Below are 16,395 nucleotides of genomic sequence, written 5' to 3'. Positions count from 1 at the left end.
AGCGGCAAGCGCCGCTTGCAACAGCGGCGTTAATACAGCCCACCGGAACTGACCGTACCGAAATTCGCCTTGGGTCCAACTACAGCGGTACCGCCGGTCGATGTCTTGACCTGTCGGCCACCGCCACTCACGCCTTCGACCAGCGGGAGGTTGGAGCCCATGGCAAAGCCGCCGTCATAGGTCCGGCCAAAGTCGGGATCGGTGCCATCACGGAAATACTCGGCAACCACGTTTGGTCCGCTCGCACTGTCGGGCAGCCGGCCACCGGTAAAGCGGTCGATCTTGATAAAGTATCCGCCCGGAGGCACCTCGAATGGACCGCCGCCGTATTTCTCGGTCGCCTCGGTCATGAACGACTGAAACACCGGACCACACAGGGATGACCCATAAGCGCTGCGCCCCAGAGGACGCGGACGGTCGTAGCCGATGTAACAGCCAGCTACGATGTTGCTCGTAAAGCCGATGAACCAGACGTCACGGGCCTCGTTTGTGGTGCCGGTCTTGCCTGCGGTCGGAACCGGCAGCTTGACAACTCCGCTGGCGGTTCCGCGATCCACAACACCCTTCATCATCGACGTCAGCTGATAAGCGGTGACGGCATCCATCACCCGTTCGCGGTCGCTGACAATCCGGGGCGTCGCGCCGGGGTTCAGAGCGGCGGAGTTGCAGTCGACGCAGTCGCGCTTGTCATGGCGATAGATGGTCTTGCCATAACGGTCCTGAATCCGGTCAACCAAAGTCGGCTCGACCCGCTCACCACCATTGGCAAACATCGCATAGGCCGCCACCATTTTGTAAAGCGTCGTCTCTTCCGAGCCGAGCGCGTTGGCGAGATAGGGGCCCATGTCGTCGTAAACACCAAATTTCTCGGCATAGTTGGCGACCGTATACATACCCACCTCTTGGGCAAGACGGATGGTCATCAGGTTCCGCGACTGTTCGATCCCGGTTCGCAACGGCGTGGGGCCATAGAATTTGTTTGACGAATTGCGCGGTCGCCACAGACCCTGCGGTGTATTCACTTCGATCGGCGCGTCCACAACGATCGTCGCAGGGCTATAGCCGCTGTCCAAAGCCGCCGCATAAACAAAAGGCTTAAAGCTTGATCCCGGCTGGCGCTGTGCCTGTGTTGCACGGTTAAAGACCGAGTCCTGATAGGAGAATCCGCCCTGCATCGCCAGTACACGCCCGGTGTTGACGTCCATCGCCATGAATCCGCCCTGAACATCGCTGACCTGACGCAAGGTCCAGCGGATGAACGAACCGTCATCGTCATTGGTCATGGCCCGCACCAGCACCACGTCACCGACATCCAGCAGGTCATCTGCCGCCTGCGCCTTGCGGCCCAGCGTACCGTCACTGTTGCGCTTGCGCGCCCATTGAACATCCTTGGCCACGATCCAGTGACCATCCCCGTCCTCGTCGACACCTTCGATGCCAATCCGGGCGTCTTGTGTTCCCATTTCCAGAACCACGGCCGGGTGCCACCCACCATTCAGGACGACATCGCGCGGCACCTCGGCGCTGCGCAGTGCCTCGCGCCAGCTCGCCTCGTCCACTAGGTTCTCAGCAGCAATTGTATCCTCAGTGCCATGCCAGATCCCACGACCACGGTCGTATCTTTCAAGCTGACGACGCAGCGACTCGGCGGCCACTGTCTGCATTTCTTCGTCAATTGTGGCGCGAATACTGAAACCGCCGGTAAAGAACTCACCATCCCCGAAATCGTCCTGCAGCTGGCGGCGGATCTCTTCGGTGAAATAATCCCGTGGCGGCAAAGCGGTGCGAAAGCTCTCGAAATCGCCATTCTGAACCGAGCGCAGCGGTTGCTGCACCTCGTACTCATATGTGGCCCGGTCGATATAGCCGTTCTCAAACATCTCTCGCAGCACGTAATCGCGCCGCTGGGTAACGCGTTCCTTGGCCAGCACCGGGTGGTATTTGCTCGGCGCTTGCGGCATCGCGGCCAGCATCGCGGCCTCGTGCGGCGCAAGTTCGGCCAGGGTCTTGTTGAAATAGGTTTGGCTGGCGGCGGCTACACCATAGGAGTTCTGCCCCAGAAAGATCTCGTTCATGTAGAGTTCGAGGATCTGTTCCTTGTCCAGCGTTTCCTCAAGCCGTGCGGCGAGGATGATTTCCTTGATCTTGCGTTCGATCTTGCGATCTGCCGAGAGCAGGAAGTTCTTCATGACCTGCTGTGTGATGGTTGACGCACCGCGCACGTTCTGCCCGCGCGATTTCACCGCTTCAAACGCCGCTGCAGCGATGCCGCGTGTGTCATAGCCACCATGGGTGTAGAAATTCTTGTCTTCCGCCGAAACAAAGGCCTGTTTCACCAGGTCCGGAATTTCGTCCGCCGGTGCAAACAGCCGCCGCTCCTTGGCGAATTCGTCGATCATGTGACCTTCGCCGGAATAGATCCGGCTGATCGTCGCGGGCTTGTAGTTGGCCAACGACTCGTGGCTGGGCAAATCGCGCCCGTAGATCCAGAATATCGCACCAATGCTGAGCGCCAGCACGGCGATACCAAGGGTCACGAGCGTAAAAATCGCTCCAAAGAAGGATAGGACGAAACGGATCACTTGATTGCCTCTGTTGGCGCGGTGGCCCCTATATAGGGATGACCGGGCAGAGGGTCAAAACACAACGCGTAATAATCGTCGTCCCTGCCACAACATCAGCGGAAAAACACGCATGACGCGGCGTTGCAAAACGCTGCTATCCTCGATCTGCCATGAAACGGGCAAGGCGCGTCAGGCCCTCTTCGATATCCGCAGTCGCACGGGCATAGGAAAAACGCAATGTGCCGTGACCGCGCACGGGGTCAAAATCAAGTCCCGGAGTCACCGCCACGCCCGCCTTTTCAAGGATTTCAGCGGCAAAGGCACGGCTGTCATCGGTCAGCTCGGACACATCGGCATAGACATAAAATGCACCGTCGGGTGGCGCGATGTTGGTAAAGCCAGCCTTTGGCAACCCGTCGAGCATCAACGCCCGGTTGGCCTTGTAGACTTCTAGGTTCGCAGTCAGTTCGGCATCACACTCCATCGCGGCCAACGCCGCCACCTGACTCGCATGTGGCGCACAGATGAACATGTTCTGCGCGATCCGCTCCAGCACACGAACATGATCCTCGGGCACCACCATCCAGCCCACGCGCCAACCGGTCATGCTGAAATATTTCGAGAAGGAATTGATGACATAGCATTCGTCGGTGAGTTCAAGCGCGCTGACCGCTTTCGCCTCGTACTCGATCCCATGATAAATTTCGTCGCTGATGAACGCCGCATCCTGTGCTGCCGCAGCGTTGATCAATCCGCCCATCGCATCACGATCCAGCATCGTGCCGCTCGGATTCGCGGGCGAGGCCACCATCAACCCGGCAAGGTCCATCCCGGCAAAATCCGCCGGAACCGGTTGCAGACGATTCTGAGGTGCCGTCTGCAAATCGACCGGCACCAGATCCAACGCCCTTAATATCTGGCGATAGCTTGGATACCCTGGTGCGCCAATGCCGACCCTGTCGCCCGTGTCAAACAAAGCCGTAAACGCCAGCAAGAATCCGGCAGAAGATCCCGATGTCACCACCACCCGGCCCGGATCAAGATCGCTGTTGTACCATTCGCCATACAGCTGCGCGATCCGTCGCCGCAATGCCGGCAAGCCGAGCGCAACGGTATACCCCAATGGTTCGCTCTCAAGCGCCGTGGACAAGGCGCGCATTGCGGCTTTGGGTGCTCCGGTGCCCGGTTGCCCCACCTCCATGTGAATGATCCGCCGTCCGGCTTCTTCGGCACGCCGCGCCGCGTCCATCACATCCATCACGATAAACGGATCGACCTGTGATCGGGTTGAATTTCGCATGCGTTTCTCCCTTGGTGCGGCCATGGGGTTTGACCGCTAATCGGGACCAACGTCAATGCCGCCCGTCGCATGCAGCAATCCGCGTGACATCAGGGCCGCCGCGCGTTCGAGCGCGGGCACGCTTGGCCACAAGGTTGTTACCAAAGGGGTCCGCACCTTGGCAGCGGGCAAAAGATGTGTTCATTGCGTCATGACAGCTTTCCAAAAGGAAGAACAAACGATGATCCGCTTTGCCGCCCCTACCCTGACCGCGGTCGCCCTGCTCGCCGGATCGGCCAGCGCCGCCGACCTGACCGACCTGACCGATCCCGAACGCGCGGCGTTCCGGGCCGAGGTCCGCGCCTATCTGATGGACAACCCAGAGATCATCATCGAGGCCGTCGATCTGTTGAAAGAACGCAATGCACAGGATCAGGCACAGGCGGACGTCTCGCTGGTCAAGGACAATGCGGATGCCTTGTTTGACGACGGTTATTCCTGGGTTGGCGGCAATCCGGATGGCGACATCACATTGGTCGAATTCATGGATTATCGTTGTGGCTATTGCCGTCGTGCGAAACCCGAAGTCGCCAAGCTGCTGGCCGCAGATGGAAACATCCGTCTGATCGTCAAGGAATTTCCGATTCTGGGCGAGGCATCGATGGCCTCATCCCGCTTTGCCATCGCCACGCGCAAAGTGGCCGGCGACGAAGCTTATGAACAGGTGCACGATGCCCTGATGGAGCTGGATGGTGACGTAAACGACGTTGTTCTGGGTCGCCTTGCCGATGGTCTGGGTCTGGACAGCGCGCCGATCCTCGCCCGCATGGGCGATGAGGATATTACCGCCGAAATCGCCGAAACACGCGCGCTGGCACAGCGTATGCAGATCAGCGGCACTCCAACCTTTGTGTTGCACGACGAATTGCTGCGCGGCTATCTGCCTGCCGATCAACTCGAAATCATCGTTTCCGAAAAGCGCGAGGGCTGAATACAGAGTTTCTGACGCCAATGACCATCGCCCCGAATGCGGGGCGATGATCGCCCGACACCCGACGACAATGGCGATCACGCCGTTGTTCTTGACGCTTCAGCGTGATTGACGCATCGCCGCGAGCCAGAGCAGCATGAGGAACAATGAGGCGATCATGTTCCAGCTGGCCATAGACAACCCCAACATTTCCCACGCCACCTCGTCACAGCGCACGAGCGGTGCGGCCATGATCTGATCCAGCAATTCCTGCGGAGTCAGCCCCCCGGTCGGCCCGGAGGTGCAGGTGGTCGGCCCTTCCCACCATCCGCGCTCGACACCTGTGTGGTAGGCACCAATCGCGGCAGTGCTCAGCGCGGCAAGCGCCCCCAGAAAGGGCAGCAAACGCCCCGGCACGGCCAGCGCCGCGATACCGATCAGGATTGCTGCGGCATGGGGCCACCGCTGCCACAGGCACATGTCGCAGGGGGCCATGCCGCCGATATACTGAAATGCAAAGGCCCCGGCGAGCAGCGCAAATGATCCTGCGGTTGCGGCCAGTACGAAAACCCGCCGCGTCATAGGTATTTGACCACTGCAAAGCCACCGACCAGCAGCAGAATGAATAGTGTAAACACCAGCCCGAGCCTCAGTTCGATGAACTCACGCACAGGCGCACCAAAGGCGCGAAGCAACCCGGCCACGACAAAGAACCGCAGCGCACGGGCCAGGATGGATGTTGCCACAAAGGTTGCGAGCGGCATCCCTGTCCACCCCGACATGATCGTGATGACCTTGTAGGGAAATGGCGTGACACCGGCCGTAAGCACCGCCCAGAACCCGAAATCGTTGAATCGCGTGTTAAACTCGGCCATCGCGTCAGCCTTGCCCATCGCGGCCAGAATCGGTTGCCCAATGCTCTCATAGGCAAGCGCCCCGATGGCATAGCCCAGAAGCCCGCCAAGAACCGAAGCGACAAGCGCGACTCCGGCAATCACCCACGCCCGCTGCGGCCGTGCCAGAATCATCGGGATCATCAGGAGATCAGGCGGAATCGGAAAAACCGAACTTTCCAGAAAGGCTATAACAGCCAGCCACCACAGCGCATGGGGGTGGTCGGCAAGCTGGATCGTGCGATCATAGGTCTTTCTGAGCATCGGGTCAGCACCTCTGGTCAAAGGGTTTGCTTCGAAAACCACGCGGCGCAGACCGGGTCAACCGCGTCGTCACACTTTTTCCGGCAATGGCCTGGTTCAGGCCGTGTTGCGACCCCTATTTGCTCGGGCGCCCCTACGGACCATCTGTGAAAATCATCCAAATTCTGAAAAAGTGAAAGCCATCGCTTTGAGGCGCAGGTTGTGTCTGGACGACCGCGATTCTCCGCGATATACGCAGCTTCGTGCCCGAGTGGTGGAATGGTAGACACGACGGATTCAAAATCCGTTGCCTTAACGGGCGTGCCGGTTCAAGTCCGGCCTCGGGTACCATCCTTCTTCCTGTTATTGATTGAGAAAAGATGCTCTGTCATATTCAGCCCACCGTGTGATCGGAGGGGCCAACCGACTGGGGCATCGCCCAATATGTATTTATAAACCAGAGCACACGACACTCAGACCTCATCGGAATCGGGACCCATATGAGCGAAGCTGTCCAGACCACGGAACATCTGATCAATCGCATCCTCGCGTGTCGATCAGCGACCAAGCGGTGTCTTGTCGGAATCGCCGGTGCTCCGGGCAGCGGCAAATCAACCCTTGCCGCAGATCTGGCGGACGGATTGGCCGAGGCCGGAGCGCAGGTTCAGGTGATTCCGATGGACGGGTTTCATCTGGATAACACGATCCTGATTGAGCGAGACCTACTCGATCGCAAGGGCGCGCCAGAAACCTTTGATTTCACGGGGTTTCACCGATTGGCGCGGGCTCTCGCAAATGACACGGATGTCTATTACCCAGTGTTTGATCGCAGCCGGGACATCGCAATTGCAGGCAAGGGGCATGTCGGCCCCGGATGCAGCATCGTGCTGATCGAGGGCAATTACCTGCTATTGGACGAACCCGGCTGGCGGGAACTGGCTCCTCTATGGGATCTGTCGATCCGCTTACAGGTCCCTCTGGCAACACTGCGCGCCCGGCTGATCAATCGCTGGCTGGCGCATGGGCTGGATCATACCGCAGCCCAAGCACGCGCCGAAGAGAATGACATGGCAAACGCGACCCGCATACAAACCGCCGCCCTGCCCGCCGATCTTGAATTTAGCAGCGACGTCTGAGCAAACGCATTGCTTTAGCTTGGCGCGCTGGGGTTTTTTGCACGCCCATCCGGATGTAACGCGGTTCCTAGGATATGGTTGGATTTGTGGATGACGTGATGGGCCTGCCCGACGATCAACGGGTCGGGCGAACCAACAGCGTCATGGTCTTTGTCCGGGTACTCCAGCGAAGATAGGAAATGCCGCATACAGTTCAACCGCGCACGCTTCTTGTCGTTTGACTTGATCACCGTCCAGGGCGCATCTGCGGTATCCGAATAGAAGAACATCGCTTCCTTGGCCTCGGTATAGTCGTCCCACTTGGACAGCGATGCCTTGTCGATCGGGCTCAGCTTCCAACGTTTGAGCGGATCGGTCTCGCGGCTATCAAACCGGCGCTTTTGCTCATTTTGCGTGACCGAGAACCAATATTTGTAGAGTCGGATGCCCGAACGCACCAGCATCCGTTCAAGCTCGGGTGTCTGGCGCATGAACTCCAGGTACTCGGCCGGGTCGCAGAAATTCATTACCCGCTCTACGCCTGCGCGATTGTACCAGGACCGATCATAAAAGACCATTTCACCAACTGTGGGCAATTCCTGAACGTAGCGCTGGAAATACCACTGCCCCTTTTCCTCTGAGGTCGGCTTGTTCAGCGCCACCACGCGGGCCGAACGCGGGTTGAGATGCTCCATGAAACGCTTGATCGTGCCGCCCTTTCCCGCTGCGTCGCGGCCTTCAAACAACAGCACAAATTTCTGGTCGGTTTCCTGTCCCCAAAGCTGTACCTTGAGCAGTTCGGCCTGCAGTTTGGCCTTGTCTGCCTCGTAGGTGCGCCGGCTCAGCTTGCGCGAATACGGATATCTGCCGCTTTCAAAGGCGCGCCGCACCTGTTCGTTTGTCGGCGGACTAGACTGCTGTTCAGCGACAGGCGGCGCTGTGGCGGGCGCTGCGGCCACTTTTGCAGGTTCGTCAGGTGTGACGGGTTGAGCGGCGTCGGTTGTGGATTTGGTACTGGCGGCGGTCTTGGGCAAGGTCATTCGCATCTCCGGCTGGTGTGGGGCTCGAACCACGCCTAACGCAGCTTTCACCTCTCTACCTTGATCCCTGTCAAGAAACTGTCACAGTCCGGGTTGCCGTTGTAGCTTGCCCACATAAGGCGGGCGATTTGCACCAGACAGCCAACAGGTGAGGCCAGACAATGACCAACGCGTTTCGAACCGAAACCGTCACACTGCAGGGACATCCGTTTTTCCTGCGCCATTGGGGAGACCCGTCGCTGCCCCCTTTGCTGATGTTGCACGGCTTTCCCGAATACGGTGGTGCCTGGGCTGATCTTGCCCCGCTCTTGGCGCATCGGTTTCACTGTATCGCGCCGGACCAACGCGGTTATGGTCAGAGCTGGGCGCCAGAAGGCGTTGAGAACTATACCGCGTCTGCATTGGTTGCGGATATGGCGGAACTCATTGATCAAATCGGGGCTCCGGTGACGGTCATGGGGCATGACTGGGGTGCGGCGGTTGCCTATGGGCTTGCCATGTTCAAACCTGATCTGGTCAGTCGTCTGATCATCGCCAATGGCGTCCATCCGGTGCCGTTTCAACGCGCGATGGCATCAGGCGGCGCGCAGTCTGAGGCCAGCCAGTACATCAATTTCCTGCGCCGGGACGACAGCCATGACCTGCTCGCGGCGAATGACTTTGCCAAGATGCGTGACTTGTTTCTGGCCAAGATGGATACCGGTTGGCTGACCGATGAGGCGCGCGCGGCCTATCTCGTTGAATGGTCGCGGCCCGGTCGGCTCAAGTCGATGATCCACTGGTATCGCGCCTCGCCCCTGCGGATCGCGGAACCGGGCAGTCCGCTGACCGACCTGCCGGTTCTGCCTGTTGAACGGCTTATGGTCCGCTGCCCGCATCTGCTCCTTTGGGGCGAACGTGACACCGCATTGCTGCCTGAATCAACGGCGGGCCTTGGCGAATTCGCCCCCGATCTCACCCGCGTCACGCTGCCCGACCTTGATCACTGGCTGATCCATCAAGATCCGCAGACGATCGCAGACGCAGTGATCGCATGGCTGGGCAAAATTCAAAGCTAGATTACTGGGCAAGGCTGCGAGTTGGCGCAGTCATGCTTCGGTTTCTGAAGCCATCAATCGCTGCGCTTCAGTGTCGTGCAGGAAACAAGGAATGCGGCGTAAACCCAGTACCTCGACTTGAATTGCCGCTTTGACCTTCGGGCAGATCAAACTGACGACACACCACTCCCGACCAGAATGGCATTTCCCGCTGCGCCGAGGCCAGGCGCGCCAAACAGTGCGCCTTAGCCCCGCTCGCCAAAAAGCACCGAGCGAACCATAGCCCCTAGGCTGTGATGGCGGCGCCGGCAGACATACTTTACCCGGATGCCACAATCGCCGCGGATTTCAGCGCCTCTTGCGCCAGTCTCGGAATGGATCGCCCGACATCCAAAAAAACCCTTGGCATTTAAACCGTTATCGCGCCAATCTGCGCTCACAACAGTCGGGGGACTATGTGACAGGACAAGACACAGAGGTTCTGGTGATCGGCGCGGGCATCGTTGGGGTCGCAACGGCGCTCTGGCTTCAGCGGGCCGGATCAAAAGTGACGCTGATCGACCGGATCGGCCCTGCGGGCGGGACCTCGTATGGCAATGGCGGCATTCTCGCAGCTTGCGCCGTGGTGCCTGTGACCGTTCCGGGTCTGATGGCCAAGGCCCCCCGAATGTTGTTTGACCCTGACCAGCCCCTGTTTCTGAAATGGGGGTATCTCCCGCGCCTGCTGCCCTTTCTGCGCCGCTATCTTGCAAACAGCACCGATGCCCAGGTCGAACATGCGTCTCAGGCCCTGAGCGAACTGCTCAGCGATTGTGCGGATCAGCACCTCGCGCTCGCAAATGGCACGCCGGCTGCAGAATTTGTGAAACCCGGCAGCTATCTCTTTGGCTACCCTGACAAGGCAGCGTTTGAGGCCGACAACTATGCATGGAACATCCGCCGCAAACGCGGATACCGATATCACGAACTTTCGGCCGAGGACATCGCCGCCTACGACCCGGCGCTGGCGGGCTGCTTTGGCTATGGCGTGGAATGTCCCGAACATGGATTGATCACCGATCCCGGTGCCTATGTAACAGCCTTGGCCGATGAGTTCGTGTCCCGTGGCGGTACGTTGCTCACCGGAGAGGTGACCGGATTTGACCGCGAGAACGGCAAGGCCGTTGCCGCCCGGACTTCCGCCGGGCAAATCACGGCTGACAGTTTCGTCATGACCACCGGTGTGTGGAGCGGCCCGTTGGCGCGTGACCTTGGCATCAGCGTCCCATTGGAATCCGAACGCGGCTATCACGTGGAATTCGTAAACCCGTCGATCACCCTGAAATCACCAATTATGGTGGCTGCGGGCAAGTTCGTGGCAGGGTCGATGAATGGACGGCTGCGTTGCGCCGGTGTCGTGGAATTTGGGGGACTAAAGGCCGGCCCTTCCTCGGCTCCATTTGACCTTTTGAAACGTCAGGTGGCGCGCTTGTTTCCGCATCTGACCTATGACGATACTCTGGAATGGATGGGCCATCGCCCGGCCACTGCGGATTCCATTCCCGTGATCGGACAGACCCCGGCAGCACCAAACGTCTATGTCGGCTATGGTCACCAGCATATCGGCCTCAGCGGTGGTCCCAAGACGGGTCGCTGGCTGGCGCAGATGATCACCGGGCAACCGGTCAATACCGACCTGTCGACCTTTTCACCGGACCGACGGGCGTAATAATCCAACCAACCGAGAGGATGTGACGATGAAACTGACAAGACTGATGGGCATGACTGTTGCGACGCTTGCCTTGGGCGCTGCTGCACAGGCCGAAAGCTGGGATATGCCGATGGCCTATTCCGCGTCGAACTTTCATTCAGAGATGGGGCAGACCTTTGCCGAAAAAGTCGGCGAATATTCCGGCGGCGATCTAGTCATTACCGTGCATCCCGGTGGCTCGCTCTTTAAGGGCGGCGAGATCAAGCGCGCGATTCAGACCGGCCAAGTGCCAATAGGCGAGCGGCTGATGTCCTCTCATGCCAACGAAACGCCGCTCCTGGGCTGGGATAACGTTCCGTTTCTGGCCACATCCTATGCCGACAACGAAAAGCTTTGGCAGGCCGCCAAAGATCCTGTCAATGCCGCATTGGCCGAACAGAATCTGGTGACGCTCTACAGTTGTCCTTGGCCGGGACAAGGTTTCTATTTCAACAAGGAAGTGACTTCCTCTGCCGACACGCAGAACGTCAAATTCCGCAGCTATAACACCGCGACGGCCACTTTTGCAGAGGCGCTCGGCATGATCCCGGTACAGGTCGAAGCCGCAGAGCTGAGCCAGGCGCTTGCAACCGGCGTTGCCGAAGCGTTCATTTCCTCGGGTTCAACCGGTTATGACCGCAAGGTCTGGGAACATCTCAGCCACTACTACAAGGTCAACGCCTGGTTGCCGCGCAACTACGTGATGGTGAACAAGCAGGCGTGGGATGCGCTGGACGCCGACACGCAGGCCGCGGTTCAGAAAGCTGCCGATGAAACCGGCGCCGCCTGTCTCGCAAAATCCGAAGAACTGGCGGACTGGTATTTCGAACAGTTGGAAGAGAACGGCATGACAGTCATCGATGCCGGACCCGAATTCCTTGCAGAGCTCGAGGCAATTGGCGCCACGATGCAGGATGACTGGCTCGCCGCTTCGGGCGAGGACGGTCAGGCGATCATCGACGCCTACAAGGCACAGTAACACGGCAATCAACGGCGCGCGCCGTTTCCATTATCGGAGAACACAGGATGAGTGATTGGTCCATCTGGATGGGGCTGCCCCTATGGGTCTGGCTGTTTATTCTGCCTGTGGTTCTGGTCGTGCTCTGCGCGGTACGGCCCGAAGCGGCGCAGCGATTGCTCTCTCCGATTTGGCCCCTGCTCGATCGGCTTTATCAGCTTGCCGGCGCGATTTCAGCGGTTTTTCTGGTGATGATCCTGGTGATCATCGTCCTGCAAATGGCGGCCCGGTGGAGCAGCATCGCCTTTCCCGGCTCGACCGAGTTTGCAGGGTATGCGATGGCAGCGACGTCGTTTTTTGCGCTGGCTTACGCGCTCAATCGCGGTGCACATATTCGGGTGTCGATCTTTCTCAATCTGAACCCGTTTACCCACCGTTGGCTTGACCTGTTCGCCACTTTGATCGCCGCGATTACCGCCACCTATTTCGCGCGCTACGCGGTCAAAACCAATCTGTTCTCCAAGATCCTCAACGACCGCACTCAGGGGCAGGACATGGTACCAGAATGGCTGCTGTCGTTTTTTGCCATGTTTCGCACGGCACCAACCAACTGGGGAGAGCTCTGGGCCCAAACCGGCAGCGAATGGGTGTTCACTCCTGTTTGGCTACCGCAATTGCCGATGTCCATCGGCACCATCCTGTTGGCCGTGGCGCTCTGGGACAACCTGACTCGCATGGCTGCCACCGGCCAAAGCCGCATCAGATCGGAGGCCGTGGAATGAGCGAACTTTACGCCACCATCATCTTTCTATTTGTCCTCTTTGCCCTGCTTGGCAGTTCCGTCTGGATCGGTCTTGCCCTGATGGGTGTCGCCTGGGTCGGAATGGAGTTGTTTACCAGTCGCCCCGCCGGTGACGCGATGCTGACGACGATCTGGACAGGCGCCTCGAGCTGGACGCTGACCGCCCTGCCCCTGTTCATCTGGATGGGCGAAATTCTCTATCGCACACGGCTGTCCGAAGACATGTTTCGCGGCCTCGCACCATGGATGCGCGGCCTACCCGGTGGCCTCTTGCACACTAACATCGCCGGTTGCACGATCTTTGCCGCTGTCTCCGGCTCGTCCGCCGCAACTCTGACCACGGTGGGCAAAATGTCGATCCCGGAACTGCGCTCACGTGGCTATCCGGAATACATGATCATCGGCACGTTGGCCGGGGCCGCTACGTTGGGCCTGATGATTCCACCGTCCCTGACGCTGATCGTCTATGGCGTGACGATCAATGAATCGATCACCAAGCTGTTCATGGCCGGTATCATTCCGGGCCTCGTGCTGGCGGGACTTTTCACCACCTACATCATCGGCTGGCACTATCTCCGCAAATCCGAACACGCCCGACCGGAGCCAAAACTGAGCCTTGCCGAGATGCTGCGAGAAAGCCGCTTTCTGATCCCGGTGCTGCTGCTCGTCTCGCTGGTGATCGGATCGATGTATTTCGGCTGGGCCACAGCGACCGAGGCGGCGGCGGTGGGTGTTCTCGGCGCGCTCCTGCTCGCCGGAGCACAGAGGTCACTCACATGGTCGACCTTCCGCGAAAGTCTGATGGGCGCCACCGCGACCTCGGCGATGATTGCCCTGATCCTGATGGGCGCGTCATTCCTGTCGCTTGCGATGGGCTTTACCGGCCTGCCCCGTGCGCTGGCGGGTTGGATTGACCAGATGAATCTGTCGCCCGTCGTGTTGATCGTGGCCCTCACGCTGTTCTACATCGTGCTTGGCATGTTTCTGGACGGAATCTCATCGGTCGTCCTCACCATGGCCATCGTCGAACCAATGATCCGTCAGGCCGGGATCGACGTGATCTGGTTTGGTATCTTCATCGTCGTCGTGGTCGAAATGGCGCAGGTCACGCCGCCCATCGGCTTCAATCTCTTTGTGCTGCAAGGCATGACCAATCACGAGATCTCCTATATCGCGAAAACCGCAATCCCGATGGTGCTTTTGATGATGGTTATGGTGGTGATCCTTGTGGCGTGGCCGGAACTGGCCACCTGGTTGCCCGACAACATCCGCCAGTCCCCTGGATGACGCTGCCTGATCCGCTGCTGCTGGTGTCACGCTATGCGCGGTCGGTTCTGGTAGCTGGCCTTGCAGCAGGCATCGCCCTACCCGCTCTTGCGCAGGCACTGTCAGGCTGGATACCCGAAATGGTGGTCGTGCTGTTGTTTCTGGGCGCACTGCGCCTGTCACCCACGGACCTGCGGGCACTTGGCACCGACCTGCCCCGTGCCGCGTGGTATGTACTAATCTCTCAGCTCGTCTTGCCGTTGGCAGTGCTGGCAGCGGCCTTTGCCCTTGGGGCCACACAATCGCCAGTACCGCTGGCACTGGTTCTGCTGGCTTGCGCTCCCCCAATCGTCAGCAGCCCCAACATCGCCGCGATCATGCGCCTCGACGTCCCAACCGCCATGCAACTCATGGTGTTGGGCAGTGTTCTGCTTCCCGTCACGGTGTTGCCGGTTTTCTGGCTCATGCCAGCTCTTGGCTCTGCCGAACAAGTTCTCGGTGCGACCCTTCGATTGGTCCTGACTATTCTGCTTGCTGGTGGTGGCGCACTTATCTTACGCCGTCTCACGCTCCGCGGCATCTGCCGAAGGACAACGCAACGGATCGACGGTCTGTCCGTACTGGCGCTGGCCGTATTCGTCATTGCGCTGATGGCATCTGTTTCAGTCGCCATCGCCAATACACCCGCGACGTTCATCTTCTGGCTGGTGATCGCCTTTGCCGCCAATTTCGGCACCCAAATCGCGATGCTCCTCAGGGGACGCGATCCGATCTCAGGGGCCCGCGCCCTTGTCGCCGGAAATCGCAACGTCTCGCTTTTTTTTGTGGCCTTGCCGCCAGATGTCACCGCACCACTTCTGGTGTTTCTGGGCTGTTACCAACTGCCCATGTTGTTGACCCCGATCTTGCTGGCGCGCCTGTACCGACGTTAGGCCAATCACACCGGGGTCGACATGTTCAGACCCCCAGCGAAGCGCTCGCCCCGGCACCGGAAAACCACAACCGTTCACCATCAAGCAACTTCATCGCGCGGCTCTGATACGGCAACAGCGGATGCCCCTGTGCCGCGCCCAAGGAAGGTGCCGTATCGGAGGTCGTGAGAACCCAGTTGACGACACGCCCGCTGGTATTGCTGAGAATAATATCGGTCTCGCCGCTGGAAGTATACCGGTTCGCGGCATTCCAATCGGCCAATAAACTATAGGCTGTTGTGGCCATGTCATATCCTTCGGATCAATGCCCAAATGGGCGGAAAACTGGCAAAGTGCGCGTCTTTGATATCCGCGCGTCACCGGCCAGTGATCTATCAGGCCCATGTTTATCGACCGCCTAAGCAGCGGACCGATAGGTTAACCGTCAATTTACCCGGTCCCTGTCTGCGCCAATCGCGCCTGTGCCCGGAGCTCGCCGACGGGCACACTGGATCCGATTGGCCGCCCGTTTGGCACGCCCAAGCGCACACAAAAATTCCGGATCAACATCGGAGTGCGCCCCGCCGAGGCATGGTTTCAACTCGACTGGGTTCGACAACGAAGCTTAATCTCGCCTTCTGACAACGGCAAAACCGGCTTGCCGCAAGTAGGTGCTTCTACTTCGGAGGGAATAAGAACGTGCTCAACAACTAAGATCTGTTCAAAGGAACATGCATTGGACACGCTACACGAACCCTTTTTTCTGGATTGCCCATTCCGGGAGCACCGCACCTATGTCCACAGTACCAGCCTGTGCAACGAGTTGACCAAACGGTTCGGCCACTATGAAACCTTCACTCTGGTGCTAAAAGGCTGGATGACCAACCGGGTCTGCTTCACGCCCGTTGAAACCCCCGCCCCAAGAGCGGCACCGGCCATGCCACAATTTCTCAGGACGGGCAGGCATATACATGGGAAATGTCAGAAGACGTTGATTTCCCCGTCTCCAAACATGACCGCTACGAAGAAGCCGCATTGGCCATTGTAGAGGATTTCGTTGGGGAACAGATCCGGTCCCACCCCGCTTCAAACGCGACGGTCTTTGACAGGCTGATTGCCGCCAACAAGCTGCTGATCAACACGAAACTGAATCCTAGCGTAAAATTGATCGCTGCCAAGGTGGACCTTAAGAAATTTCTGCCAAACGATGCACTTTTTGATCTAGAGCTTGCTTCGCACATGGGAACGCAAATATTTAAATCGAATATCCTGTCGGACGGATCAGTTTGTGGAGAGTTGGTTGTTGAATGTCACTGAGAACTGACCCGGTATTGTCACCGAGATTTGACCCGCTCTTAGTTATGTATCCGCAGCTATACTTTGGTCAATGTGGTGGCCTCCTTTGTGGTTTTCTTTGCGGCCTCTGAGCTGGCTTTGAAGCGGTAGCTATCGTTGCCTGTTTCTAAGATGTGGCAGCGGTGCGTGAGCCGGTCGAGCAGTGCTGTTGTCATTTTTGCATCACCGAAGACCTGCGCCCATTCACTGAAGCTGAGGTTGGTAGTGATGACGACGCTGGTCCGCTCATAGA

The 16,395-nt window shown here is 58.7% G+C and carries 16 protein-coding genes and 1 tRNA gene; 10 read left to right on the top strand and 7 right to left on the bottom strand.

Annotation, left to right across the window (positions count from 1 at the left end; translation table 11 throughout):
• Positions 1 to 29 precede the first annotated feature (29 nt).
• Positions 30 to 2,582 carry a PBP1A family penicillin-binding protein gene (locus ABJO75_RS25085; RefSeq protein WP_348133214.1) on the bottom strand — a complete coding sequence of 851 codons (2,553 nt, stop codon included), beginning with the start codon at positions 2,580 to 2,582 and terminating at the stop codon, positions 30 to 32.
• 136 nt (positions 2,583 to 2,718) lie between these two features.
• A complete protein-coding gene (locus tag ABJO75_RS25080; RefSeq protein WP_348133217.1) occupies positions 2,719 to 3,864 on the bottom strand; it encodes an aminotransferase class I/II-fold pyridoxal phosphate-dependent enzyme in 1,146 nt (381 codons plus the stop codon).
• A 220-nt stretch (positions 3,865 to 4,084) separates the two neighbouring features.
• Here ABJO75_RS25080 and ABJO75_RS25075 point away from each other — a divergent pair, with 220 nt between their 5' ends.
• A complete protein-coding gene (locus ABJO75_RS25075) occupies positions 4,085 to 4,834 on the top strand; it encodes a DsbA family protein (RefSeq protein WP_348133220.1) in 750 nt (249 codons plus the stop codon).
• 99 nt (positions 4,835 to 4,933) lie between these two features.
• On the opposite strand, the gene ABJO75_RS25070 is transcribed toward ABJO75_RS25075, so the two are convergent.
• Both ABJO75_RS25070 and ABJO75_RS25065 read right to left on the bottom strand, forming a co-directional pair.
• Positions 4,934 to 5,395 carry a disulfide bond formation protein B gene (locus ABJO75_RS25070; RefSeq protein WP_348133222.1) on the bottom strand — a complete coding sequence of 154 codons (462 nt, stop codon included), beginning with the start codon at positions 5,393 to 5,395 and terminating at the stop codon, positions 4,934 to 4,936.
• Entirely contained in the window at positions 5,392 to 5,970 is a 579-nt protein-coding gene (locus tag ABJO75_RS25065) for a YqaA family protein (RefSeq protein ID WP_348133224.1), read from the bottom strand. The genes ABJO75_RS25070 and ABJO75_RS25065 overlap by 4 nt, the downstream gene beginning before the upstream one ends.
• A 244-nt stretch (positions 5,971 to 6,214) precedes the next feature.
• Here ABJO75_RS25065 and ABJO75_RS25060 point away from each other — a divergent pair.
• A tRNA-Leu gene (locus ABJO75_RS25060) sits at positions 6,215 to 6,300 on the top strand.
• A 149-nt stretch (positions 6,301 to 6,449) separates the two neighbouring features.
• Positions 6,450 to 7,085, top strand: a complete 636-nt coding sequence (locus tag ABJO75_RS25055; RefSeq protein ID WP_348133226.1) for a nucleoside/nucleotide kinase family protein — start codon at positions 6,450 to 6,452, stop codon at positions 7,083 to 7,085.
• 14 nt (positions 7,086 to 7,099) lie between these two features.
• On the opposite strand, the gene ppk2 is transcribed toward ABJO75_RS25055, so the two are convergent.
• Positions 7,100 to 8,098, bottom strand: a complete 999-nt coding sequence (gene ppk2, locus ABJO75_RS25050) for a polyphosphate kinase 2 (RefSeq protein ID WP_348133254.1) — start codon at positions 8,096 to 8,098, stop codon at positions 7,100 to 7,102.
• Between the two features lie 167 nt (positions 8,099 to 8,265).
• Between ppk2 and ABJO75_RS25045 the strand changes: the two genes are divergently transcribed.
• From ABJO75_RS25045 to ABJO75_RS25020, 6 genes are all read left to right on the top strand, one after another.
• The gene (locus ABJO75_RS25045; RefSeq protein WP_348133229.1) at positions 8,266 to 9,162 is read left to right on the top strand and encodes an alpha/beta hydrolase; all 897 of its coding nucleotides are present in this window, start codon (positions 8,266 to 8,268) and stop codon (positions 9,160 to 9,162) included.
• Positions 9,163 to 9,598: 436 nt separating this feature from the next.
• Positions 9,599 to 10,849, top strand: coding sequence for an FAD-dependent oxidoreductase (locus ABJO75_RS25040; RefSeq protein ID WP_348133232.1), 1,251 nt, complete (start codon positions 9,599 to 9,601; stop codon positions 10,847 to 10,849).
• A 28-nt stretch (positions 10,850 to 10,877) separates the two neighbouring features.
• Entirely contained in the window at positions 10,878 to 11,849 is a 972-nt protein-coding gene (locus ABJO75_RS25035) for a TRAP transporter substrate-binding protein (protein ID WP_348133234.1), read from the top strand.
• Positions 11,850 to 11,896: 47 nt separating this feature from the next.
• Positions 11,897 to 12,610 carry a TRAP transporter small permease subunit gene (locus ABJO75_RS25030; protein ID WP_348133237.1) on the top strand — a complete coding sequence of 238 codons (714 nt, stop codon included), beginning with the start codon at positions 11,897 to 11,899 and terminating at the stop codon, positions 12,608 to 12,610.
• Complete coding sequence (locus tag ABJO75_RS25025) at positions 12,607 to 13,917, top strand: TRAP transporter large permease subunit (RefSeq protein ID WP_348133239.1); 1,311 nt, start codon at positions 12,607 to 12,609, stop codon at positions 13,915 to 13,917. Before ABJO75_RS25030 ends, ABJO75_RS25025 begins: the two co-directional genes overlap by 4 nt.
• On the top strand, positions 13,914 to 14,828 hold the full coding sequence (locus ABJO75_RS25020; RefSeq protein WP_348133242.1) for a hypothetical protein: 915 nt from the start codon (positions 13,914 to 13,916) through the stop codon (positions 14,826 to 14,828). The genes ABJO75_RS25025 and ABJO75_RS25020 overlap by 4 nt, the downstream gene beginning before the upstream one ends.
• 25 nt (positions 14,829 to 14,853) lie before the next feature.
• On the opposite strand, the gene ABJO75_RS25015 is transcribed toward ABJO75_RS25020, so the two are convergent.
• Entirely contained in the window at positions 14,854 to 15,114 is a 261-nt protein-coding gene (locus ABJO75_RS25015; RefSeq protein WP_348133245.1) for a hypothetical protein, read from the bottom strand.
• A 671-nt stretch (positions 15,115 to 15,785) separates the two neighbouring features.
• On the opposite strand from ABJO75_RS25015, the gene ABJO75_RS25010 reads away from it, so the two are divergent.
• Positions 15,786 to 16,124: a hypothetical protein gene (locus tag ABJO75_RS25010; RefSeq protein WP_348133248.1), complete on the top strand. Its 339-nt coding sequence runs from the start codon at positions 15,786 to 15,788 to the stop codon at positions 16,122 to 16,124.
• A 56-nt stretch (positions 16,125 to 16,180) separates the two neighbouring features.
• Here the strand turns inward: ABJO75_RS25010 and ABJO75_RS25005 are convergent.
• A partial coding sequence (locus ABJO75_RS25005) for an ATP-binding protein (RefSeq protein WP_348133251.1) occupies positions 16,181 to 16,395 on the bottom strand: 215 nt, incomplete at its 5' end.

Origin of the sequence: Sedimentitalea sp. (genome assembly GCF_039973035.1) — a bacterium.
GTDB lineage: Bacteria > Pseudomonadota > Alphaproteobacteria > Rhodobacterales > Rhodobacteraceae > Sedimentitalea.
Note: the sequence above shows the minus strand (reverse complement) of the source record. Positions and strands in the feature narration are given on the sequence as shown.

Coding starts and splice junctions, on each gene's coding strand:
- ABJO75_RS25080 (WP_348133217.1), bottom strand. CDS start 3,864: ATGCGAAATTCAACCCGATCACAGGTCGATCCGTTTATCGTGATGGAT.
- ABJO75_RS25075 (WP_348133220.1), top strand. CDS start 4,085: ATGATCCGCTTTGCCGCCCCTACCCTGACCGCGGTCGCCCTGCTCGCC.
- ABJO75_RS25070 (WP_348133222.1), bottom strand. CDS start 5,395: ATGACGCGGCGGGTTTTCGTACTGGCCGCAACCGCAGGATCATTTGCG.
- ABJO75_RS25065 (WP_348133224.1), bottom strand. CDS start 5,970: ATGCTCAGAAAGACCTATGATCGCACGATCCAGCTTGCCGACCACCCC.
- ABJO75_RS25055 (WP_348133226.1), top strand. CDS start 6,450: ATGAGCGAAGCTGTCCAGACCACGGAACATCTGATCAATCGCATCCTC.
- ABJO75_RS25045 (WP_348133229.1), top strand. CDS start 8,266: ATGACCAACGCGTTTCGAACCGAAACCGTCACACTGCAGGGACATCCG.
- ABJO75_RS25035 (WP_348133234.1), top strand. CDS start 10,878: ATGAAACTGACAAGACTGATGGGCATGACTGTTGCGACGCTTGCCTTG.
- ABJO75_RS25030 (WP_348133237.1), top strand. CDS start 11,897: ATGAGTGATTGGTCCATCTGGATGGGGCTGCCCCTATGGGTCTGGCTG.
- ABJO75_RS25025 (WP_348133239.1), top strand. CDS start 12,607: ATGAGCGAACTTTACGCCACCATCATCTTTCTATTTGTCCTCTTTGCC.
- ABJO75_RS25020 (WP_348133242.1), top strand. CDS start 13,914: ATGACGCTGCCTGATCCGCTGCTGCTGGTGTCACGCTATGCGCGGTCG.
- ABJO75_RS25015 (WP_348133245.1), bottom strand. CDS start 15,114: ATGGCCACAACAGCCTATAGTTTATTGGCCGATTGGAATGCCGCGAAC.
- ABJO75_RS25010 (WP_348133248.1), top strand. CDS start 15,786: ATGTCAGAAGACGTTGATTTCCCCGTCTCCAAACATGACCGCTACGAA.